Origin of the sequence: Buttiauxella cochleicola (assembly GCF_021282405.1) — a bacterium.
Classification (GTDB): Bacteria; Pseudomonadota; Gammaproteobacteria; order Enterobacterales; family Enterobacteriaceae; genus Buttiauxella; species Buttiauxella massiliensis.
Map to the genome: position 1 here is coordinate 1 of NZ_JAJSOU010000021.1, position 20,869 is coordinate 20,869.

21 protein-coding genes and 2 tRNA genes are annotated in these 20,869 nt (G+C 52.3%); 17 read left to right on the plus strand and 6 right to left on the minus strand.

Annotation, left to right across the window (positions count from 1 at the left end; all coding sequences use genetic code 11):
- Window positions 1-46: 46 nt before the first annotated feature.
- Window positions 47-123: transfer RNA gene (locus LVQ79_RS20465), tRNA-Asp, on the plus strand.
- 54 nt (window positions 124-177) lie between these two features.
- Window positions 178-253: transfer RNA gene (locus tag LVQ79_RS20470), tRNA-Trp, on the plus strand.
- Window positions 254-333: 80 nt separating this feature from the next.
- Here LVQ79_RS20470 and hdfR read toward each other — a convergent pair.
- Window positions 334-1,188: an HTH-type transcriptional regulator HdfR gene (gene hdfR / locus LVQ79_RS20475; RefSeq protein WP_370639870.1), complete on the minus strand. Its 855-nt coding sequence runs from the start codon at window positions 1,186-1,188 to the stop codon at window positions 334-336.
- A gap of 89 nt (window positions 1,189-1,277) precedes the next feature.
- Here hdfR and LVQ79_RS20480 point away from each other — a divergent pair, with 89 nt between their 5' ends.
- The gene (locus tag LVQ79_RS20480; RefSeq protein ID WP_151996167.1) at window positions 1,278-1,616 is read left to right on the plus strand and encodes a MaoP family protein; all 339 of its coding nucleotides are present in this window, start codon (window positions 1,278-1,280) and stop codon (window positions 1,614-1,616) included.
- Window positions 1,617-1,642: 26 nt separating this feature from the next.
- Here the strand turns inward: LVQ79_RS20480 and LVQ79_RS20485 are convergent, their stop codons facing one another.
- Complete coding sequence (locus LVQ79_RS20485) at window positions 1,643-3,163, minus strand: YifB family Mg chelatase-like AAA ATPase (RefSeq protein WP_232866424.1); 1,521 nt, start codon at window positions 3,161-3,163, stop codon at window positions 1,643-1,645.
- Window positions 3,164-3,517: 354 nt separating this feature from the next.
- Between LVQ79_RS20485 and ilvL the strand changes: the two genes are divergently transcribed.
- From ilvL to LVQ79_RS20555, 14 genes are all read left to right on the plus strand, one after another.
- Window positions 3,518-3,616, plus strand: coding sequence for an ilv operon leader peptide (gene ilvL, locus LVQ79_RS20490; protein WP_072009493.1), 99 nt, complete (start codon window positions 3,518-3,520; stop codon window positions 3,614-3,616).
- 139 nt (window positions 3,617-3,755) lie between these two features.
- Window positions 3,756-5,402 (plus strand): acetolactate synthase 2 catalytic subunit, encoded by a 1,647-nt coding sequence (gene ilvG / locus LVQ79_RS20495; RefSeq protein WP_232866426.1) that lies wholly within the window; start codon window positions 3,756-3,758, stop codon window positions 5,400-5,402.
- Window positions 5,399-5,656 carry an acetolactate synthase 2 small subunit gene (gene ilvM, locus LVQ79_RS20500; protein ID WP_064515142.1) on the plus strand — a complete coding sequence of 86 codons (258 nt, stop codon included), beginning with the start codon at window positions 5,399-5,401 and terminating at the stop codon, window positions 5,654-5,656. Before ilvG ends, ilvM begins: the two co-directional genes overlap by 4 nt.
- Before the next feature lie 19 nt (window positions 5,657-5,675).
- The gene (locus tag LVQ79_RS20505; RefSeq protein ID WP_064515144.1) at window positions 5,676-6,608 is read left to right on the plus strand and encodes a branched-chain amino acid transaminase; all 933 of its coding nucleotides are present in this window, start codon (window positions 5,676-5,678) and stop codon (window positions 6,606-6,608) included.
- A gap of 61 nt (window positions 6,609-6,669) precedes the next feature.
- Window positions 6,670-8,520, plus strand: coding sequence for a dihydroxy-acid dehydratase (gene ilvD, locus LVQ79_RS20510; RefSeq protein ID WP_064561582.1), 1,851 nt, complete (start codon window positions 6,670-6,672; stop codon window positions 8,518-8,520).
- 2 nt (window positions 8,521-8,522) lie between these two features.
- Window positions 8,523-10,067, plus strand: a complete 1,545-nt coding sequence (gene ilvA / locus LVQ79_RS20515; RefSeq protein ID WP_151996171.1) for a threonine ammonia-lyase, biosynthetic — start codon at window positions 8,523-8,525, stop codon at window positions 10,065-10,067.
- A gap of 256 nt (window positions 10,068-10,323) precedes the next feature.
- On the plus strand, window positions 10,324-10,839 hold the full coding sequence (locus LVQ79_RS20520; protein ID WP_232866429.1) for a PTS sugar transporter subunit IIA: 516 nt from the start codon (window positions 10,324-10,326) through the stop codon (window positions 10,837-10,839).
- A gap of 1 nt (window position 10,840) precedes the next feature.
- Window positions 10,841-11,119, plus strand: a complete 279-nt coding sequence (locus LVQ79_RS20525; RefSeq protein WP_232866432.1) for a PTS sugar transporter subunit IIB — start codon at window positions 10,841-10,843, stop codon at window positions 11,117-11,119.
- Between the two features lie 45 nt (window positions 11,120-11,164).
- Window positions 11,165-12,568, plus strand: coding sequence for a PTS galactitol transporter subunit IIC (locus LVQ79_RS20530; RefSeq protein WP_232866435.1), 1,404 nt, complete (start codon window positions 11,165-11,167; stop codon window positions 12,566-12,568).
- Window positions 12,569-12,636: 68 nt separating this feature from the next.
- A complete protein-coding gene (locus tag LVQ79_RS20535; protein WP_232866438.1) occupies window positions 12,637-13,938 on the plus strand; it encodes a BglG family transcription antiterminator in 1,302 nt (433 codons plus the stop codon).
- A 103-nt stretch (window positions 13,939-14,041) separates the two neighbouring features.
- Entirely contained in the window at window positions 14,042-14,704 is a 663-nt protein-coding gene (locus LVQ79_RS20540) for a class II aldolase/adducin family protein (protein ID WP_232866441.1), read from the plus strand.
- Between the two features lie 45 nt (window positions 14,705-14,749).
- Entirely contained in the window at window positions 14,750-15,760 is a 1,011-nt protein-coding gene (locus LVQ79_RS20545; protein WP_232866442.1) for a dihydroxyacetone kinase subunit DhaK, read from the plus strand.
- A 9-nt stretch (window positions 15,761-15,769) separates the two neighbouring features.
- The gene (locus tag LVQ79_RS20550) at window positions 15,770-16,411 is read left to right on the plus strand and encodes a dihydroxyacetone kinase family protein (RefSeq protein ID WP_232866443.1); all 642 of its coding nucleotides are present in this window, start codon (window positions 15,770-15,772) and stop codon (window positions 16,409-16,411) included.
- 16 nt (window positions 16,412-16,427) lie between these two features.
- On the plus strand, window positions 16,428-16,694 hold the full coding sequence (locus LVQ79_RS20555) for an HPr family phosphocarrier protein (RefSeq protein WP_035896560.1): 267 nt from the start codon (window positions 16,428-16,430) through the stop codon (window positions 16,692-16,694).
- A 72-nt stretch (window positions 16,695-16,766) separates the two neighbouring features.
- Here the strand turns inward: LVQ79_RS20555 and fabV are convergent, their stop codons facing one another.
- The 4 genes from fabV to ilvY form a co-directional block, all read right to left on the minus strand.
- Complete coding sequence (gene fabV, locus LVQ79_RS20560; protein WP_232866446.1) at window positions 16,767-17,960, minus strand: enoyl-ACP reductase FabV; 1,194 nt, start codon at window positions 17,958-17,960, stop codon at window positions 16,767-16,769.
- A gap of 235 nt (window positions 17,961-18,195) precedes the next feature.
- Window positions 18,196-18,825: a dihydroxyacetone kinase subunit DhaL gene (dhaL, locus tag LVQ79_RS20565; RefSeq protein ID WP_232866449.1), complete on the minus strand. Its 630-nt coding sequence runs from the start codon at window positions 18,823-18,825 to the stop codon at window positions 18,196-18,198.
- 1 nt (window position 18,826) lies between these two features.
- Window positions 18,827-19,831, minus strand: coding sequence for a dihydroxyacetone kinase subunit DhaK (locus tag LVQ79_RS20570; RefSeq protein ID WP_232866451.1), 1,005 nt, complete (start codon window positions 19,829-19,831; stop codon window positions 18,827-18,829).
- A 131-nt stretch (window positions 19,832-19,962) separates the two neighbouring features.
- A complete protein-coding gene (gene ilvY / locus LVQ79_RS20575; protein ID WP_151995971.1) occupies window positions 19,963-20,865 on the minus strand; it encodes an HTH-type transcriptional activator IlvY in 903 nt (300 codons plus the stop codon).
- Window positions 20,866-20,869 lie beyond the last annotated feature (4 nt).

The window sequence follows — 20,869 nt, forward strand, 5'->3', positions numbered from 1 at the left end:
AAAAGCCAGAATGTGACATCTGGTGGTAATAAGAAAGAAATTCGGTGGAGCGGTAGTTCAGTCGGTTAGAATACCTGCCTGTCACGCAGGGGGTCGCGGGTTCGAGTCCCGTCCGTTCCGCCACTTATAAAAAAATTATGCCTGCTTAATCAGCGGGCTTAATAATAAGCGTTATTTAGGGGCGTAGCTCAGTTGGTAGAGCACCGGTCTCCAAAACCGGGTGTCGCGAGTTCGAGTCTCTCCGCCCCTGCCATATAATGATCCTTTGCTTCGGCAAAGGATTTTTTTTTCCTAAAATTCCTCAAGGTTATCCCTCAAATCTACAAAAGCGCATTACTGCGCCATAAGTGGTGTCTTTAATAACTCTTTGATTGTGCTTTGTTTATCACTATTTTGTAGCCAGATCGCATACAAAGGGCGCGAAAGTGTATTTGTATCGGGTACCTGGTAAATTCCTTCGCATTCTTTGGCCCATTCGATGGGTAAAAATGAACAACCATTGAGCGGTGCCAACAATTTATAGGCTATTTGTGCTGAGCTTGTCGTTAGAACTGGAATGCTATCATTGTTGATAAGGCCCGCTTCATGTTGTTGAAAATCAGGACCCCACTCCAGACGTAAATACGTTAACCCTGTTTTTGAGCTTTGTTGTGAAGAAGAAAATAGTGCCAGGTTAAAATGCCCTAATAACTGGCATGAAAACTCGTCCATCTTTGGCGATTCCGTCGTGATCAGCAGATCAAGTTGACGTTCATGCAATTGTTTAACTAGCGACTGGCGTTGGGAAATACGGGCTTCAAATTGAAGTCCTTTGTGCTGTTGATACAGAGCAACAAGCCATTCAGAAAGCATGCATTCCCAAAGTGAAGAACTAGCACCAATCGTTAGCTCATTGTGCTGAGATGTGTTGGAAACTTCTTTTTTGGCAGCGAGCCAGGTATTCATGAGGTTTTCTGCATAAGGCAACAAACGCTCACCTGCTGTCGTCAGGCGAATATTATTACGATGACGAGTAAAAAGATTCACGCCGAGTTGATTCTCTAATTGACGAATTCTGAAGCTAACTGCTGATTGCGTTAGATAAAGAGCCTCTGCAGCCCGCCCAAAATGCCGCGTTCGGCTCACTTCTAGAAACGTTTTTAATAATTCAGTATCCACAACTCTCTCCCAAAAAAAATTTGTCGTTATGATTTAAATGTTTTGTTTGACGCTCTGTCAAGCGTAACTAATACTCCGCGCCATAAATAGCTCGACCAAGAGAATTAGGAGCGTGCAGGATGGCGGAAAGCTTTACGACGACTAATCGGTTTTTCGACAATAAACATTATCCACGCGGGTTCGCTCGCCATGGTGATTTCACCATCAAAGAAGCCCAGTTATTAGAGCGTCATGGTTATGCGTTCAATGAGCTGGATCTTGGCAAGCGTGAACCTGGTACTGAAGAGGAAGTTCTGTTTGTAGCTGTATGCCGTGGTGAACGTGAGCCGGTGACAGATGCAGAACGTGTGTGGAGCAAATACATGGCGCGAATTAAGCGCCCTAAACGTTTCCATACCCTCTCAGGTGGCAAGCCGCAGGCGGATGCGGTTGAAGACTATACCGACAGTGATGATTAATAAAAATGGGGCGAAAGCCCCATTTTTTATCCTGTTAACTGTTGTAGATGAATGAGTAAGCGATCAATCGCCCGATAGCTCAATGCTTCTAGAAGATGTTCCCTCTGTATCTGTTTATGTTCCTGAATATCTGCAATTGTTCGTGCAACTTTTAATAATCGATGCCATGCACGTACCGACAACCCCAACTTTGCCAATGTCTCTTCAAGCCACATGGCATCATTGTGCTCAATGACACAATGTTTTCTGATTTCATGGTTATCCAGTCTCGCATTTAACTTTTGCTGTCTCTCATACTGCCGCTGTTGTGTAGCGATGACTCTTGCTCTTACGTCTGCGCTACTTTCGCTGCTCACACCTGGATTACTTAGCATTCCAGGTGGCGGAAGTGGGATCTCTGCGGATAAATCAAATCTATCAAGAAAAGGCCCTGAAAGACGGCTAAGGTAGCGCAGCGTTTGTTCGGGTGTGCAGCGATTATGCTTACCTTGATAGTGACCTGTTGGACTTGGGTTCATCGCAGCCAGAAGTTGAAAATTGGCAGGGTAGCTAATTTTTGCACGGGTACGGGAAATATGAATTTCCCCTGATTCTATAGGCTCGCGTAATGCATCAAGCACACGGCGTTCAAATTCCGGGAGTTCATCGAGAAATAACACACCGTTATGTGCCAGAGATATTTCACCGGGTCTTGGTATTGAACCTCCACCAACCATTGCACTCAGTGAAGCGCTATGATGAGGCGCTCTGAATGGGCGCTGACGCCACTGTTGCTGTAACGAATGTGGATTGACCAGGCTTAGAATGGCAGCACTCTCCAGCGCTTCACTGTCGCTTAAAGGGGGGAGTAAAGTATTCAGTCGGCTGACCAGCATGGTTTTACCCGTTCCTGGAGGGCCAATGAGTAATAGGTTATGCCCACCAGCTGCGGTGATCTCTAGCGCTCGCTTCCCCTGAGACTGGCCAAAAATTTCATTAAGGTCTTGCCGATATTCAATGTGTTGCTGCGGCCGCTTTTCTGGAGCAGATAATTCGGCTCTGCCTTCAAGGAATGCGCAAACTTCAGTGAGGTGGTTTGCAATAAGGCAGCCAGCTTGTGTTATCAAACTAAGTTCAGCGGAGTTTTCATCGGCAACGATTATTTTCTTCCCTGATTTTAAAGCCTCCATAGCAGATGAAATTGCGCCTGGGACGCCTCGTAACGCCCCGGTAAGTGCGAGCTCACCAACGAACTCATATTGACTTAACTTATCAATAGAGAGCTGCTCAGACGCTGCCAGCAATGCCAGAGCAATAGGTAAGTCATACCTGCCGCCTTCCTTAGGAAGATCTGCCGGCGCGAGATTTATCGTGATTTTCCGGGCCGGGAAAGTATAGCCACTATTGATGATGGCACTTCGCACTCTGTCTCGCGCTTCACGGACTGTCGTTTCCGGTAAGCCCACAAGCGTCAAACCTGGCAACCCTTGACTGATATGAACCTCAACGGTTACCAATGGGGCGGCAATGCCTAATGCTGCTCTTGTATTAACAACTGCCAGTGACATAGCTCTTTCCTCTGGGTGAACTTTCATCCTGTCAGCTTGCTAATGATGCTGAAAGAGGCGAAATAATGTTCCTCGCAACGCCTTCCAGACTTTCGGGTGAGATTTCTTTTTTGAAAATTATTCTGCGATGCGCTTCGCAAAAGATTTATTTTTGGAAGAAATTTTGAGGAGAGGAATAAGAATTCGCTCTATATGAAATATTTTCACTATCTCCTTATGTGCTGAAAACAAAAAGTTTTTTTGTTGACTGATTTTTGTATCCCCTTTCTCGCCATAAAAAAATCTTGTGCTTGTCTCTGACTCTGTGATAACTCTGTAGGCATTACTTCGAACAAGTAGACAGAATAAACAAACATGAAAGCCCTCCTACAAGTGATTAGCCTGGTCGTGATTAGCGTGGTGGTGATTATTATCCCACCGTGCGGGGCTGCACTTGGAGAAAGAAAGGCTTAAAAATCAAGCCTGAATCGAAAAGAACCCCCGCACCGAAAGGTCCGGGGGTTTTTTGTTGGGCAAAGAAATACGGAGAGGAACAGATGATGCGTTGCAGAATAAAATGCTGTTTCTCCGATAATGAGACGGGGAACTAACTATGAATGGTGCGCAGTGGGTGGTACATGCGTTGCGAGCGCAGGGTGTAGAGACAGTTTTCGGCTATCCGGGTGGCGCAATCATGCCCGTCTATGATGCGTTGTATGACGGCGGGGTCGAACACTTGCTCTGTCGCCATGAACAAGGCGCTGCAGTGGCAGCCATTGGGTATGCACGTTCTACTGGAAAAACAGGCGTTTGCATCGCCACTTCCGGGCCTGGCGCTACCAACCTAATCACTGGCCTTGCCGATGCGCTGTTAGACTCCGTTCCAGTCGTTGCCATCACAGGCCAGGTCGCCGCCCCATTCATCGGTACCGATGCGTTCCAGGAAGTGGATGTTTTAGGATTATCCCTCGCGTGCACCAAACACAGTTTCCTCGTTGAATCATTCGATGATTTACCTCGCGTCCTTGCAGAAGCCTTTGAAATTGCAAACTCTGGTCGTCCGGGCCCCGTGTTAGTGGATATCCCTAAGGATATTCAATTAGCACAAGGCGATCTGGAGCCGTGGTTATCGACAGTTGAAGATGATTTTGCAATGCCGCATGCCGAGCTGCAACAGGCTCGCGAAATGATAGCCAGTGCCCGCAAACCTATGCTGTATGTCGGCGGTGGCGTCGGCATGGCTCAGGCGGTTCCTGCGCTGCGCGAATTCATTGCGGTTACCAATATGCCTTCTACGGTCACCTTGAAAGGTTTGGGTGCCGTTCCAGCAGAGCATCCGTTTTATACCGGCATGTTAGGTATGCACGGCACCAAAGCAGCTAACTTCGCGGTGCAAGAATGCGACTTGCTGATTGCCGTCGGCGCCCGTTTTGACGACCGTGTTACCGGAAAATTGAATACCTTTGCCCCTCACGCGAAAGTGATCCATATGGACATCGACCCGGCTGAATTAAGTAAATTGCGCCAGGCACATGTTGGGTTGCAGGGGGATTTGGTCCAGTTATTACAGGCGCTGCAGCAACCGCTGGATATCGCGGACTGGCAGCAAGAAGTAGCCACTTTGCGCGCTAATAACCCATGGCGCTACGATCATCCTGGCGAAGCCATTTTTGCCCCGTTATTACTGAAACAAATCTCTGACCGCAAGCCGCAGGAATGCGTGGTGACCACTGACGTGGGCCAGCACCAGATGTGGACGGCTCAGCATATGTCATTCACACGTCCGGAGAATTTCATCACTTCCAGTGGCCTGGGAACGATGGGTTTTGGTCTGCCCGCAGCCGTAGGCGCACAGGTAGCCCGGCCGAACGATACGGTTATCTGTATCTCGGGTGACGGCTCTTTCATGATGAACGTTCAGGAGCTGGGCACCGTAAAACGAAAACAGCTGCCGCTCAAAATCGTTTTACTGGATAACCAACGTTTAGGAATGGTACGCCAGTGGCAGCAGATGTTTTTCTCAGAACGATATAGTGAAACCAATCTCTCCGATAACCCCGATTTCCTCACGCTAGCCAGTGCCTTCGGTATCCCAGGTCAACACATTACTCGTAAGGACCAGGTAGAAGCCGCCATCGATACGATGCTCAACAGTGATGGCCCATACATGCTTCACGTCTCGATAGATGAGTACGAAAACGTCTGGCCGTTGGTGCCACCAGGTGCCAGTAACTCTCAAATGCTGGAGAAATTATCATGATGCAACATCAGCTCGCAGTAACGGCCCGTTTTCGTCCAGAAACGCTGGAACGCGTGTTACGCGTGGTGCGTCATCGTGGTTTTCAGGTCTGTTCTATGAACATGGTCACGGTGGGGAACACTGACGATATTAATATTGAATTGACCGTTGCCAGCCTGCGCCCGGTCGAATTACTGTTTAGTCAATTAAGCAAACTGGTTGACGTTGGACGCGTCGAAATCCAGCAACAAACAACACAACAAATCCGCGCCTGAGCGCAGAAGGAAGAGAACAATGACAACGAAGAAAGCTGATTACATCTGGTTCAATGGTGAGATGACGCCGTGGGGCGAAGCAAAGGTCCATGTAATGTCCCATGCGCTGCATTACGGCACATCGGTCTTTGAAGGCATCCGTTGCTATGAATCTCACATTGGTCCAGTGGTGTTCCGCCATCGTGAACACATGCAGCGTTTGCGTGATTCCGCAAAAATCTATCGTTTCCCTGTATCACAAAGTGTTGATGAGCTGATGGAGGCTTGCCGTTCTGTTATCCGTAAAAACAACCTGACCAGCGCGTATATCCGCCCGTTAGTTTTTGTGGGTGACGTCGGTATGGGCGTGAACCCGCCAGACGGTTACACCACTGATGTGATCATCGCAGCCTTCCCATGGGGTGCATACCTCGGCGCAGAAGCGCTGGATCAAGGGATCGACGCAATGGTTTCCTCATGGAACCGTGTAGCGCCAAACACTATTCCTACTGCGGCGAAAGCCGGTGGTAACTACCTCTCTTCCTTGCTGGTTGGCAGCGAAGCTCGTCGTCATGGTTATCAGGAAGGCATCGCGCTGGACGTGAACGGCTACCTGTCTGAAGGTGCGGGTGAAAACCTGTTTGAAGTAAAAGACGGCATCCTGTTTACCCCGCCATTTACCTCTTCCGCGCTGCCGGGCATTACCCGTGACGCCATCATTACGCTGGCGAAAGACCTGGGTATCGAAGTACGTGAACAAGTGCTGTCCCGCGAGTCCCTCTACCTGGCCGACGAAGTGTTTATGTCAGGCACGGCGGCAGAAATCACGCCGGTTCGTAGCGTTGACCGTATTCAGGTAGGCGAAGGCCGCTGTGGCCCGATTACCAAGCGTATTCAGCAAGCATTCTTTGGCCTGTTCACCGGCGAAACCGAAGACAAATGGGGCTGGTTAGATCAGGTCAACCCTAAGTAAAAATATAACCAGGCGGATGGTGATTACCGTCCGCTCGACAGACAGACTGGAGTAAATAAGCATGCCTAAGTACCGTTCAGCCACTACCACCCATGGCCGCAATATGGCGGGTGCCCGCGCATTGTGGCGCGCAACCGGGATGACCGATGACGATTTCGGCAAGCCAATTATTGCGGTAGTTAACTCCTTTACTCAGTTCGTGCCAGGCCACGTTCACCTGCGCGATTTGGGTAAACTGGTTGCAGAGCAAATCGAAGCATCGGGCGGTGTGGCGAAAGAGTTCAACACCATCGCGGTGGATGATGGTATCGCCATGGGCCACGGTGGCATGCTTTATTCTCTGCCGTCACGCGAGCTTATCGCTGACTCCGTGGAATACATGGTCAACGCGCACTGCGCCGACGCCATGGTGTGTATCTCCAACTGCGACAAAATCACCCCAGGGATGTTGATGGCCTCTTTACGCCTGAACATTCCGGTTATTTTCGTTTCCGGCGGCCCGATGGAAGCCGGGAAAACCAAACTGTCTGACCAAATCATCAAGCTCGACCTGGTTGATGCGATGATTCAGGGCGCTGACCCGAAAGTGAGCGATGAGCAAAGCGAGCAGGTAGAACGCTCTGCATGCCCAACTTGTGGCTCTTGCTCCGGTATGTTCACGGCTAACTCCATGAACTGCCTGACCGAAGCGCTGGGTTTATCTCAGCCGGGTAACGGTTCTTTGCTGGCAACACACTCAGACCGTAAAGAGTTGTTCCTCAATGCCGGTAAACGTATCGTCGCTCTGACCAAACGTTATTACGAGCAGGATGATGAAAGTGCTCTGCCACGTAGCATCGCCAGCAAAGAAGCGTTTGAGAATGCCATGACGCTTGATGTCGCCATGGGGGGCTCAACGAATACCGTTCTGCACTTACTGGCAGCAGCTCAGGAAGCAGAACTCGATTTCACCATGACCGATATCGACCAGCTTTCTCGTAAAGTGCCACAGTTGTGTAAAGTCGCACCGAGTACCCAGAAATACCATATGGAAGATGTGCACCGTGCGGGTGGCGTAATCGGTATTTTGGGCGAGCTGGATCGCGGTGGCTTACTGCATCGCAATGTGAAAAACGTTCTGGGTCTGAACCTGACGCAAACGCTGGAACAGTACGATGTCATGCTGACTAAAGACGAAAGTGTGAAAAGCATGTTCTCCGCAGGCCCGGCCGGTATTCGTACCACGAAAGCATTCTCACAATCTTGCCGCTGGGATTCTCTGGATGTTGACCGTCAAAACGGTTGTATCCGTTCGAAAGAACATGCTTACAGCCAGGAAGGTGGTTTGGCTGTGCTGTACGGTAACTTCGCAGAAAACGGCTGTATCGTGAAAACGGCTGGTGTAGACGATGAAAGCCTGGTATTCCGCGGGCCTGCAAAAGTTTACGAAAGCCAGGATGATGCTGTTGAGGCAATCCTTGGTGGCAAAGTCGTCGCGGGCGATGTGGTTGTTATTCGTTACGAAGGGCCAAAAGGCGGGCCGGGCATGCAAGAAATGCTTTACCCAACAACCTTCCTGAAATCTATGGGGCTTGGTAAAGCGTGCGCACTGGTCACTGATGGTCGTTTCTCCGGCGGTACTTCCGGTCTTTCTATCGGCCACGTTTCTCCGGAAGCAGCAAGCGGTGGCAATATCGCGCTGATTGAAGATGGCGACATGATTGCCATTGATATCCCGAACCGTGGGATCCAACTGCAATTGAGCGATCAGGAAATGGCCGCTCGCCGTGAAGCACAAGAAGCTCGCGGCGACAAAGCCTGGACTCCACGCGCACGTGAACGCCAGGTTTCCTTCGCTCTGCGCGCTTACGCAATGCTCGCTACCAGTGCCGATAAGGGCGCGGTGCGCGATAAAAGTAAGCTTGGAGGCTAATGATGGCCGAGTCACAACCACTGCCTGACGCCCCTTGTGGGGCGGAATATCTGCGAGCCATTCTGCGTGCCCCGGTTTATGAAGTCGCGCAGGTTACACCGTTGCAGAAGATGGAAAAGCTGTCATCACGGCTGGATAACGTCATTCTGGTGAAACGTGAAGACCGCCAGCCAGTGCACAGTTTCAAACTGCGTGGCGCATACGCGATGATTGCCGGGCTGAACAGCGAACAAAAAGCCAGTGGTGTGATTACCGCTTCTGCGGGAAACCACGCTCAAGGTGTTGCGCTTTCTTCAACACGTTTAGGTATCAAGTCTCTGATTGTCATGCCCGTGACTACGGCGGATATCAAAGTGGATGCGGTCAGAGCGTTTGGTGGAGAAGTATTGCTGTACGGCGCGAACTTTGATGAGGCGAAAGGGCGTGCCATCGAGCTTTCGCAGCAGCAGGGGTTCACCTATGTACCTCCGTTCGACCACCCGGCAGTCATCGCCGGGCAGGGCACGCTGGCGCTTGAACTGCTGCAACAAGACGCCCATATCGACCGCATATTTGTACCGGTTGGCGGCGGTGGTCTGGCAGCAGGTGTGGCGGTGCTTATCAAACAGCTGATGCCACAAATCAAAGTGATTGCTGTTGAAGCGGAGGATTCTGCCTGTTTGAAAGCGGCACTTGATGCGGGCAAGCCGGTTGATTTGGCGCGCGTCGGTTTGTTTGCTGAAGGTGTTGCGGTTAAGCGTATCGGCGATGAAACATTCCGTTTGTGTCAGGAATATCTCGACGACATCATCACGGTGGATAGCGATGCTATCTGCGCTGCGATGAAAGATTTGTTCGAAGATGTTCGTGCGGTCGCTGAACCGTCTGGCGCTCTGGCGCTGGCAGGGATGAAAAAGTACATCCAGCAGCACCAGATCCGTGGTGAACGCCTCGCGCATGTTCTATCTGGTGCGAACGTTAACTTCCATGGCCTGCGTTACGTTTCCGAGCGTTGCGAGCTCGGTGAACAACGTGAGGCATTGCTGGCGGTCACCATTCCTGAGCAGCAAGGCAGCTTCCTGAAATTCTGCCAGGTGCTGGGCGGGCGTTCTGTCACTGAGTTTAACTATCGTTATTCCAGCTCGGCAGAAGCCTGCATCTTTGTGGGTGTGCGCTTGACTCGTGGTGTTGAGGAACGACAAGAAATTATCGCACTGCTTAACGAAGGTGGTTACGGCGTTGTCGATCTTTCTGATGACGAAATGGCGAAACTGCATGTGCGCTACATGGTGGGCGGGCGTCCGTCTAAACCACTGCTTGAGCGGTTGTACAGTTTCGAATTCCCTGAGTCGCCGGGCGCTTTACTGAAATTCCTGCAAACGCTCGGCACCCACTGGAATATTTCACTGTTCCATTACCGCAGCCACGGTACAGATTATGGCCGCGTACTGGCGGCATTCGAACTGGGCGACAATGAGCCCGATTTCGAAACCCGAATCAATGAGCTGGGTTACGATTGTCATAACGAGACAAATAACCCCGCGTTCCGCTTTTTCCTCGCGGGCTAAGTGCCGCTTAAAGCGGGAGATAACCTGTCTGGGTTATCTCCCGTTTTCCTTTTTCCGCTTTATTTTTCATAATCCGCCGAATTATTTCTCTGTCAACGAATCTCAACGATAAAAATGTGACGTAATTAATAATAAAATGCTCACCGCATTGCGCCAGCCTGAGTACATCTTTTGGGGGCAATATTTGTCGCCCGCTTTCTGCTCCTGAATTAACATTATCTCTAGTTAATTCTTAGCGGTTAGAGAGGATATTCGGATGAGAACGGATATAATTGATGCCCCGAATGAAAGTGCGCAAGGATGTGAATATTTTACACCTCAGCTCACATTTCTGGATAAACATTATAATAATTCCACTGACTTTTTTTCTTCGATATTTTTGCTGCTTAAAGAGCAAGGCTACGTCCGGGACTCTTTTCTTGACGCCATCATCGCCCGTGAAAAGGCGTACCCTACCGCGCTGCCAACGCTGCCGGTGGCCATTGCGCTTCCTCATACCGATCCTCAGCACGTTATTCGCCCCTTTATCTCCGTGACGCGGCTGTCTACACCCATTGCCTGGCAGGAAATGGGTAATGATGACAACACGCTTTACGTTCATTTTATTGTTTTACTTGGTTTTATTGACCACAGCAGCCACCTAACCGCGCTGCAAAAGCTCATGGACTGCCTTGCGGATGAAGAGGTTGTCCAGGCCCTACGCGAAATAGACGATGTAGAAACCTTTCTCTGTACCCTCACATCAAGACTGCAATTAGATAAGGATATATAAGATGAAAAAAGTCATTGTTGCATGTGGAAGCGGCGTTGCTACCTCACAAACTGTTGCCAGTAAAGTGACCCGCTTATTGAATGAACGTCAGCAGTCTCATATCAAAGTTGAAGTCATCGACCTGAAATCGCTTGATAGCCATATAAAAGACAGCGCGGCTTATATCGCCATTACCAAAGTTGATAAGCAATATCCTATCCCGGTAATTAATGGGATTGCTTTTCTTACCGGCATGGGAATGGAGCAGGAATTACAAAAAATTATTGATGCCTGCAAATAAGGTGTAGCTCTTTAATCCGTATAATTATTTTAGTGGAGAAGTGCTATGGACTTTCTTGGTGTAGTCATAAATTATATTCTGAATTTAGGCGCGCCGGTTTTTGTGCCCTTTATTATGCTATTAGCCGGGCTGGTGGTGCGGATGAAATTCCGCGATGCGGCCTCGGCGGCCATCACGCTGGGCGTCGCCTTCGTTGGGATGAGCATGCTGATTGGCTTTATGGTTGATGCCATCGGTGTTGCCGCGCAGACCATGATGAACCGTACTGGCCTTGAGCTAAGTATCGTCGACGGCGGCTGGACGACGATGGCGAATATCTCCTGGGCCTGGCCTTATGCGTTCGCCATGTTCCCGCTTCAGGTTGGCGTAAACATTGTGATGTTGATGCTGAACAAGACCAATACCTTCAACGCCGACCTCTGGAACGTGTGGGGGAAAATCTTTACCGCGTTTATCGTGGTGAGCGTCACCACCCCATTGTTTGGCCCGGTCTGGAGTCTGGTACTGGCGTTCCTCGTTGCCGCTTTCCAGATCATTATGGAACTGAACGCGGGGGATATTCACCAGCATCGTATCGAGAAGCTCACGGGGATCCCGGGGGTGACCTGTACGCACCGTATGGTTTTCTTTGGTGCCATCTATTACCCGTTCGATCTGCTGCTGCGCAAAATTCCGGTCTGCAATAAGCCGATGGATGCCAGCGCGCTGCGCGCTAAAGTCGGGGTCTTTGCTGAAAACCACATCATTGGTTTTATTCTGGGGATCCTGTTTGGGGTGATTGCGGGCTACAGCGTTGCGAAAACGCTGATGCTGGGTGTGCAGGCCTCAACGGCGCTGGTGCTGTTCCCGATGATTTCAAAGCTCTTCATGCAGGCGCTGTCGCCGATCTCTGAGGCCATCAGCGACTATATGAATAAGAAATTCTCCGGTCGTAAGCTGTTCGTGGGTATCGACTGGCCGTTTATGGGCGGTGCAAGCGAGATCTGGTTTGCCATTATCGTTGCCATCCCTTTCACCCTGCTGTGGGCGCTGATTCTGCCGGGAAATAAGATCCTGCCGTTTGCTGGCATCATTAATATTGCGCTGATTGTTCCGGCCTATCTGGTGACGCGCGGTAACACGCTGCGCATGGTTATCCTGAGCATTATTGGCGTACCGTTTTTCCTGTTCGTTGGCACGCAGTTTGCGCCAATGATTACCGACCTCGGTCTGGCCACTAAAGCGATCACCATCCCGGCAGGGCAGCTGATTTCGAACAGCTCGATTGATGCGCCTGTCTTCACCTATGCCTTCTCTTTCCTGTTCAAATTCCTGGAAGGCAACTTTATCCCGCTGATCTTCGCGTTGTGGTGGGGCTGCGGCTACTTCTTCTACTCCCGCGAACTGCGTCGTGAAAGCAATCTGGCACAGCAGGAAGCCGAGCAGCAGGAAAAGGTTCAGCAGGCGTAATTCTGGGTTTCATGTTCGTGTCTGGCGGCAGGCGCCGCCGCCAGGCTTTTCATTGCAGGAGAGTCGGCATGGCTATGGATAAACGCGTGGTTGCAGTGCTGGATGCCATTGTGAACGATTCCGGCATCACGGGGACGAAGCTTGAAGAGCAGTTTTGCCTGACGCGCAAACAGCTGAGCTATACGCTGAAAAAGGTGAATGACTACCTGGAGTCGAACCACTTCGACCGGATCAACCGCCTGAAAACCGGGAAGCTGCATATCCCGCGCCATGTGATTGAGCATTTTCGCCAGAATCAGACCTCTGAAACCGAGCATCGCTATCTCTACTCGGAAGAAGAACGTGGGCAGATGATTATCTTTATGTTGCTGACCCGCAGTGAACGACTGTCATTGCTGCATCTCTACTCTTCGCTGAGCGTTAGCCAGAATACGATTGTCAATGACCTGAAAAAGGTACGAGCTGAGGTTATCGAGCACGGGCTGGAGATAAGCTACGACCGGAGCAACGGCTACCATATTCTTGGTGAGGAGCTGGAAAAACGCTACCTGCTGCTTAACTGTTTACGTCGGGTGCTGGAAATTCCGGTCGCAAAAAATATCCTCGCCCACTACAACAACGTGATGAGCGACTATCTGGAAAAGGTCGGCAATGTTTTTAGCGAAATTGAAAAGCGTTTTAAAATTCAGTTTACCGACCGTCAGCTTCAGGAGCTTATTTATTTTATCTGCTTTGTCCTGCACCGTATTGATTCAGGGAAAGGTCTGGTCAATATTCCGAGTAGCTACGCCGATATTATTGGCAGCAGAGAATTTACCCTGATGCAGAGCGTTATCAGTAAAATCAATATCAATAGTGAAAATGAACTGGTTTTCCTGACGGCACTGATCCAAAGTTCCAATATTCAAAGTATTGCCGATAAATATTTCCACCTGGATACGCTGCAGCGCGAACACGTTCAGTTTGCTACTTCGCTGCCCGGTGACTGGCAGCAGGCGATTACCGAAGCTTCAGCATCGCTGCTGGAAAACGGGGTGATTGAACCGCGCTACCTGCAAATTATGCTGAATAAAATCGCCGATGAGCAGCCCTATATCATGCTGGCTGATGGCGTAATTATCGCCCACGCGGGTGTCGATGATGGCGCGCTGGAAACGGGGATGACGTTATTACGCCTGCCCTCTAAGATTGATTTCGCCGGTTATATGCAGGCCGATATTATTATCGTCCTGGCAACGAATAATCCGCAAAAGCATCTTAAAGCGCTCGCGCAATTAAATGAATTTCTCGAATTCTATGATGGCGGCAATGTTATTCGCCGCGCACAGGATGAATATGCACTGATAAATGAATTTGCCCGTCATTCGTAATTATTAATTAAACGCCGTTGCAGCTTAAAAACTGCAACGTTATTTCCCGGCAATCATTGTCGCGACATCGCTCGCCCCTATAACCGTATACAGGATAAATATTATGCTAGAAATTCAGAAAAAACACGTCGTTGAAATGGCCAGAACCGCTCAGCAATGGGGACTCTGTAAACATAAAGCGGGTAATTCCAGCGTACGGGATAAAGAGACGGGGCTTATTCTGGTGACCCCAACCACTATCGACAAAATGCATTTAACGCCGCGGGAGATCGTGGTGATGGACGTTGAAGCCAACGTGATTGAAAGCGAAGCGGGATTGCGCCCAACCAGCGAATGCCTGATGCATATCGAGATTTATAAAGCGCGTCCCGACGTGTTCGCGATTTCCCACACGCACTCTCTCTACGCGACCTCCTTTGCCGTGCTGAATAAACCCATCCCGGCGGTGGTGTACGAGTGCGCCATTCTCAACCTCAAGGATGGGGTGATCCCGGTCGCGCCGTATGGCCGCCCCGGCACCCGGGCGCTTTCCGATAGCGTGATCGAACCTATCAAGCGTGCCGATGCCATCCTGATGGAAAAACATGGCGCAATCGGCGTGGATAAAGACCCGTATGAAGCGGTGCTGAAATCCGCTTACCTGGAGGAGATGGCGCAGATTTACTACCACGCGCTGGTGATTAACGGCGGTAAGGAGCCTGAATCCTTTGCGCCGGAAGAGCTGCAGCGCTGGGCCTACCCGTCACAGATCAAATTTGCCCGCTAATTGACGCGCCCGTCCGTTCGGGCGGGATATTCATGGAGAGAACGCATGAAAAAATTTCTGAATCAGGCGGAGGATTTTATCCCAGAGATGCTGGAAGGTATCTATCTGGCGCACCCCGATGAGTTCCGCTTTGTGAATGAGGATCTGCACTGCCTTGCCACGGCGCGCCCGGTGCCCGGCAAGGTGGGGATTGTCACCGGTGGCGGATCCGGGCACCTGCCGCTGTTCCTCGGCTACGTTGGGCAGGGCATGCTGGACGGCTGCGCCATTGGCGATGTGTTCCAGTCACCGTCGCCGGAGCAAATTCTGGCCGTCACGCAGGCGGTAGACAGCGGTGCGGGTGTGCTGTACCTGTACGGCAACTACAACGGCGATATCTTCAATTTTGACATGGCGGCGGAAATGGCCGACATGGAGAGCGACATTCGGACCTGCACGGTCGTTGCCGCCGATGATTCTGCCGGTTCCGTGCCGGGTGGCGGTGCCACCACACGACGCGGCGTGGCGGGGATTTTCTTCGTCTACAAATGTGCTGGCGCATCGGCCGGCAGGATGGATGACCTCGACACCGTCCAGCGTATCGCGCAGAAGGCCGGGGAACGCGTGCGGACACTGGGCGTGGCGCTGTCGCCGTGCATCGTGCCGCGTATCGGTAAGCCGGGATTCCATATTGGCGACAACGAGATGGAAATCGGCATGGGTATCCATGGCGAAAGCGGTATCCGCCGCGGGCCGCAGCTGAGAGCTGAAAATATTGCTGAAGAGATGATGTCCTGGCTGATTGCCGACTCGCCCTGCCAGCAGGGCGATGAAGTGGCGGTGCTGATTAACGGCCTCGGTGCGACGCCGCTGGAAGAGCTGTACCTGATGTATCGCCACGTGCACCAGATTCTGGCGCAGAGCAACATCCGCGTCTTCCGCGTATGGGTGGGGGAATTCGCCACGGCGATGGAGATGACCGGCATGTCCATCAGCCTGATGCCGGTAGACGATGAGCTTAAGGCACTGCTGAACGCGCAGGCCGACACGCCGATGTTCCGGCAGTTTCCCGCCTAAGGAGGCGCTATGACGTTAAACAGCGAGAGCTTACGCCCGCTCTTTGCCGAGTGGGCGCGGGTGATGCAGGGCAACAAAACGGTACTGACTGAACTGGACAGCGTGGTGGGCGACGGCGATCTGGGCCTCACCATGAGTGATGGTTTTGCCGCGGCGTCGGACTATGCGCAGCATAGCGATGAACCAGATCTGGGACGGTTTTTCTATCTGGCGGGTAAAGCCATGGCCTCGGCAGTGCCCTCAACGATGGGTACGCTGATGGCTTCCGGCCTGATGCAGGCGGGAAAAGTCTTTAAGGGGCGAGAGACGATGACGCTGTCGGACGTGGGCGACTTTTTCCAGTCCTGGTTTGATGGCGTGCAGCAGCGCGGCAAAGCGCAACTGGGCGAAAAAACCTTTCTTGATGGGATGGCTCCGGCGCTGGTGGTGCTGCGTGGTCAGGGCGACCCGCTGAGCGTGGCGCGGGAAGCGTTGTTAGCGGCACAGCAGGGTGTGCAGCAGACCACCACGATGGTGGCGAAGCACGGGCGTGCGGCTATCCACGGCGAGCGATCCCGTGCGTTCGTCGACCCAGGCGCGATGGTCGCCCAGCTTCTGATTCAGGGCTATTTTAACGTCGTTCAGACTATGTACCTGGCAAACGGGCAGTAAGTAAGGAACCGAAATTATGTTGAAAGAAGTGGTGAAAATCAGCAACCTGCACGGTATTCATGCCCGCCCGGCGGGCGTACTGGCAAAGGCGTGCGCGCAGTACCAGTCGCGGATCGAGATGATCTACGATGGCAAAACCATCAAGGGAAAAAGCATCATGAGTATCCTGGGGGCCGGGATCAAAGGCCGAGGATCGCTTGAGATCATCTGCAGCGGCAGCGACGAGCAGGAGGCGATGGCGAAGTTGAAGGTGCTGTTCGCTGAAGGCTTTGGTTTCGATTAGCCAGGCATCTCAGACCGAATAAAAAAGGGTTCATGCCCAAGCATGAACCCTTTTTACGGCAGCATCAAAAAATTACAGCGTGATCACGTCGAATTCAACTTCGGTGTTCACGTCAGCGTCGTAGTCCACACCGTCGAGGCCAAAACCGAACAGGTTCAGGAATTCCTGCTTGTAGCCTGCATAGTCGGTTTCTTGCGCCAGGTTTTCAGTGGTGATCAGCGGCCATAGGTCGCGGCATGCCTGCTGAATGTCTTCACGCAGTTCCCAGTCATCCATACGGATACGCTGGTTGTCATCAAGCGCCACTTTGTCACCGTACAGGCTGGTGGTTATCAGACGGTTGATCTGCTCGATACAACCTTCGTGAATCCCCTGTGCTTTCATCAGCTTGAAGACCATAGAGATGTACAGCGGCATCACTGGAATGGCGGAAGACGCTTGGGTTATGACGGACTTCAGTACCGCAACGTTGGCAGAACCGTTCAGCGGAGCCAGTTGGTTGCGCAGTTCAACCGCCGCACGGTCGAGGTCTTCTTTCGCTTTACCCAGCGCACCGTGCCAGTAGATTGGCCAGGTCAGGTCGGTACCGATGTAGGAGTAGGCCACGGTTTTCACGCCTTCAGCCAGCACGCCAGCTTCGCTCAGCGCGCCCATCCACAGTTCCCAGTCTTCGCCGCCCATAACGGTAACGGTGTTCTGAACTTCTTCTTCGGTTGCCGGCTCAATGCTGGCGGTTATGATCTGATCTTTGTTGGTATCAATCGCTTTAGAGGTGTAAACCTCGCCGATTGGCTTCAACGCAGAACGGACGACTTCACCGGTTTTCGGCATTTTACGCACTGGGGAAGCCAGTGAGTAAACCACCAGATCAATCTGACCCAGGTCTTCTTTGATGAGTTTGATCACTTCATCGCGGCATTCGTCAGAGAACGCGTCGCCGTTGATGCTTTTGGAATACAGACCTTCACGCTTGGCCGCTTCGTCGAAGGCGGCAGAGTTATACCAACCTGCGGAACCTGGCTTGGTGTCCGTGCCTGGTTTTTCGAAAAATACGCCGATAGTGGCGGCACCACTGCCAAAGGCGGCGGAAATTCTGGAAGCAAGGCCGTAACCGGTGGAAGCACCGATCACCAGCACGCGGGAAGGGCCGTTCTCGATTTTGCCGTTTTGCTTAACGTACTCGATCTGTTTTTCCACATTGACTTTACAGCCAGTCGGATGGGTCGTTGTACAGATGAATCCACGAATTTTTGGTTTGATTATCATAATGATGGCTAATTAAGTTTGTATTTTCGCTGTCAAGCACGCAATGACACCGTCTGTTCTGGCTTGTTTAACGACATGGTTAACAATCCCCCCACTACAATGGATCGCAACATTATACAGAAAAGGAGCACCAATACTGAATCTACCACTGATTTTAGCCGTCAGACGTCGGACCGCAGGCCAGAAAAGGCCATGCGTAAACATGGCCCCTGTGGACGTTGAGCGCTATTGCAGGTTAGTTCTGATGGGCAAATTCCGCCATAAACTGCAGGATCAACGCCATCGACACCGCGCCTGGGTCGCAGTGGCCAATGGTCCGCTCACCCAGATTTTTGGCGCGCCCAAAGCGCGCAACCATCGCGCTGGTGCCCTCTGCGCCCGCCATTGCCGCCTGCGCGCAGTGGGTAAGCGCTTCCGGCAGCGCTAGCGCTACGTCCGCTTTGGCGCACTCGGCGGCGGCGGCCAACGCATCGACCATCGTTTTATCCCCCGGCTCGGCGCCGCCGCGCTGGTGGATGGCCTGCATGCCGATCGCCAACCACTCGGCGAGGGTGGCAGCATCCAGCTCAGTGCGCCCAGTCAGGCCTTTACCCCCAGCGCGGAAAAGGGTACCGAAAATGGCCCCGGACGCGCCGCCCATGCTGGTCATCAGGCGAGTACCGCTTTGCAGCAGAGCGTCACCAATATCAGTGGCGGTAAATTCTTGTGCGGCGAGCAGTGCGTTAAGCGCGATAAAGCCGCGTTTAATGCCGATACCGTGATCGCCATCGCCAATGACCTGATCGAGCACGGTCAGTCGTGGTTCACTGGCGATCATCCCCTCAGAGACGTACCGCAGGCAGGCGATAAATTGTGTGGTGTTCATCTTAGTTTCTCCAGCCGAGGGTGCGGATTGGGTGGTCATACAGGCGCTGCATTTCGTCGTCCAGCCGCAGCATGCTCAGGGAAAAACCGGACATTTCCAGCGAGGTACAGAAATGGCCAACCTGCACGTCGTAGGTTTTGATTCCCCGCGTCGTCAGCGCCATGCCGACTTTACGGGTGACCACCATTAGTTCGGTGTTGCTTAGTGCACCGAGGTTGTTGACGCACACGCACACGCTGTCGCCCTTCGCGAAAGGCAGGTCGTTGCACAGGCGTTCAATCATCATCTCGACCAGCTCATCGCTCTGTGGCATCGGAATACGACACAGCCCAGGTTCACCGTGGATGCCAATGCCCAGCTCGATTTCGTTATCGGCCAGCGTGAAGTTAAAGGCATCGGCCTGCGGCAGCGCGCAACCGCTGAGCGCGACACCAATGGTGCGGGTGTTATGGTTGGCTTTTTTTGCCAGCGCTTCCAACTCTGGCAGGGCGTAGTGCTCAAACTGGGCTGCGGCGCCGGTCAGCTTGTACAAAAACGCTAGCCCACCCACGCCGCGGCGGTCGGACATTCTTTCCGGCGGTGCCGAGGCAATATCATCCGTGGCACGCACGGTGCGGCACTCGATCCCTTCTTCAGCAAGGATTTCAGCAGCGATATCAAAGTTCATGCCATCGCCGGAGTAGTTGCCGTAGAGGAACAGCACGCCGTTGCCCTGATGAACGGCACGGCTGGCTTCAATGATTTGGTCGGGAGAGGGGGAGGTGAAGACTTCGCCCAGCGCGCAGGCATCGATGCCGCCTTCGCCGACGAACCCGGCAAACGTCGGCTCATGGCCGCTGCCACCGCCGCTGACGATAACGGTCTGGCCGTTTTGCGCCAGCGTACGATAAACCGCGCAATACTCCGGCAGGGCGTGGATCTTACCGCGCCCCGCGTACACCAGCCCTTCCATGATTTCGCTACGAATATTATCGGTGTTATTGAAGATCTTTTTGGGTTTTTGCATCGTCACTCCCTCTCGTAAGGTCTTGTTTCTTTAGTGACGATTTTACCTGCGGAGCCCGTTTACACCTGGCACCTTTGATACCAATTAATCTCCCGAACCAGGGGCATGACTGGGGGCTGAATGCGTTAACACTATTCGGCGATTTTGCGCTCCAGAACAATCTTCCAGAAGGCATCCACCAACGGTTCATGCAACCGCTTTTTCTGTACGCAAACACCCAGTTCAAACGGTGTTTTCTCATCGCTACGTTCAAGGATCATCACGCGGTTACGCACCGGCTCGGGACTATTTTCCAGCACGATTTCCGGCAGCAGCGCCACGCCGCAGCCCAGCGCTACCATAGAGACCATCGCCTCATGGCCGCCGACGGTGGCATAAATCGACGGATTGCTGATTTTCTGGCGGCGGAACCATAGCTCAATACGGCGGCGCACCGGGCCTTGATCCGGCAAAATAAACGGCACTTTTGCCCAGTCGGGATCTGGCTGGTTCACCTGCGCCCGCACCGGACACGGTAGCGCTGGGGCGATAAGTGCCACGGATAAATTATCCAGAATAGAGAATGCGACGCCGGGAGGTAATGTTTCTGGCTTACCGGCAATCGCAAGATCTGCTTCGTCTGAATCGACTTTTTCTACCGCATCCGCTGCATCGCCGGTCGTCAGCTTGATCTCTACATTGGGATGTTCCGCACGGAATCGGTCGAGAATCGGGGGTAAATGGCTGTAGGCGGCGGTAACTGAGCAAAACAGATGCAGTTCGCCGGTCAGCGATGGCCCTTCCTGACCGATGGTGTGGCGCATTTGCTGATACTGCAACAGCGTGTGCTGGGCGAACTGTTTTAGTTGTTCCCCGGCCTCAGTCAGCGTCACGGTGCGGTTATCACGTAAAAACAAAGGCTGGCCTAAATCGTCTTCAAGGCGCTGGATCTGGCGCGAAAGCGTAGAAGGGCTAACGTGCATGGCGCGCGCGCTCCTGCCAAAATGGCGGCTTTCCGCAAGATGAAGAAACGTTTTCAGATCGCGTAAATCCATGGTC

What these genes read in the sequence shown, in the direction of transcription:
- LVQ79_RS20480 (WP_151996167.1), top strand. Translation starts at nt 1,278, where the DNA reads ATGGCGGAAAGCTTTACGACGACTAATCGGTTTTTCGACAATAAACAT.
- LVQ79_RS20485 (WP_232866424.1), bottom strand. Translation starts at nt 3,163, where the DNA reads ATGTCACTGGCAGTTGTTAATACAAGAGCAGCATTAGGCATTGCCGCC.
- ilvL (WP_072009493.1), top strand. Translation starts at nt 3,518, where the DNA reads ATGAAAGCCCTCCTACAAGTGATTAGCCTGGTCGTGATTAGCGTGGTG.
- ilvG (WP_232866426.1), top strand. Translation starts at nt 3,756, where the DNA reads ATGAATGGTGCGCAGTGGGTGGTACATGCGTTGCGAGCGCAGGGTGTA.
- ilvM (WP_064515142.1), top strand. Translation starts at nt 5,399, where the DNA reads ATGATGCAACATCAGCTCGCAGTAACGGCCCGTTTTCGTCCAGAAACG.
- LVQ79_RS20505 (WP_064515144.1), top strand. Translation starts at nt 5,676, where the DNA reads ATGACAACGAAGAAAGCTGATTACATCTGGTTCAATGGTGAGATGACG.
- ilvD (WP_064561582.1), top strand. Translation starts at nt 6,670, where the DNA reads ATGCCTAAGTACCGTTCAGCCACTACCACCCATGGCCGCAATATGGCG.
- ilvA (WP_151996171.1), top strand. Translation starts at nt 8,523, where the DNA reads ATGGCCGAGTCACAACCACTGCCTGACGCCCCTTGTGGGGCGGAATAT.
- LVQ79_RS20520 (WP_232866429.1), top strand. Translation starts at nt 10,324, where the DNA reads ATGAGAACGGATATAATTGATGCCCCGAATGAAAGTGCGCAAGGATGT.
- LVQ79_RS20525 (WP_232866432.1), top strand. Translation starts at nt 10,841, where the DNA reads ATGAAAAAAGTCATTGTTGCATGTGGAAGCGGCGTTGCTACCTCACAA.
- LVQ79_RS20530 (WP_232866435.1), top strand. Translation starts at nt 11,165, where the DNA reads ATGGACTTTCTTGGTGTAGTCATAAATTATATTCTGAATTTAGGCGCG.
- LVQ79_RS20535 (WP_232866438.1), top strand. Translation starts at nt 12,637, where the DNA reads ATGGCTATGGATAAACGCGTGGTTGCAGTGCTGGATGCCATTGTGAAC.
- LVQ79_RS20540 (WP_232866441.1), top strand. Translation starts at nt 14,042, where the DNA reads ATGCTAGAAATTCAGAAAAAACACGTCGTTGAAATGGCCAGAACCGCT.
- LVQ79_RS20545 (WP_232866442.1), top strand. Translation starts at nt 14,750, where the DNA reads ATGAAAAAATTTCTGAATCAGGCGGAGGATTTTATCCCAGAGATGCTG.
- LVQ79_RS20550 (WP_232866443.1), top strand. Translation starts at nt 15,770, where the DNA reads ATGACGTTAAACAGCGAGAGCTTACGCCCGCTCTTTGCCGAGTGGGCG.
- LVQ79_RS20555 (WP_035896560.1), top strand. Translation starts at nt 16,428, where the DNA reads ATGTTGAAAGAAGTGGTGAAAATCAGCAACCTGCACGGTATTCATGCC.
- fabV (WP_232866446.1), bottom strand. Translation starts at nt 17,960, where the DNA reads ATGATAATCAAACCAAAAATTCGTGGATTCATCTGTACAACGACCCAT.
- dhaL (WP_232866449.1), bottom strand. Translation starts at nt 18,825, where the DNA reads ATGAACACCACACAATTTATCGCCTGCCTGCGGTACGTCTCTGAGGGG.
- LVQ79_RS20570 (WP_232866451.1), bottom strand. Translation starts at nt 19,831, where the DNA reads ATGCAAAAACCCAAAAAGATCTTCAATAACACCGATAATATTCGTAGC.
- ilvY (WP_151995971.1), bottom strand. Translation starts at nt 20,865, where the DNA reads ATGGATTTACGCGATCTGAAAACGTTTCTTCATCTTGCGGAAAGCCGC.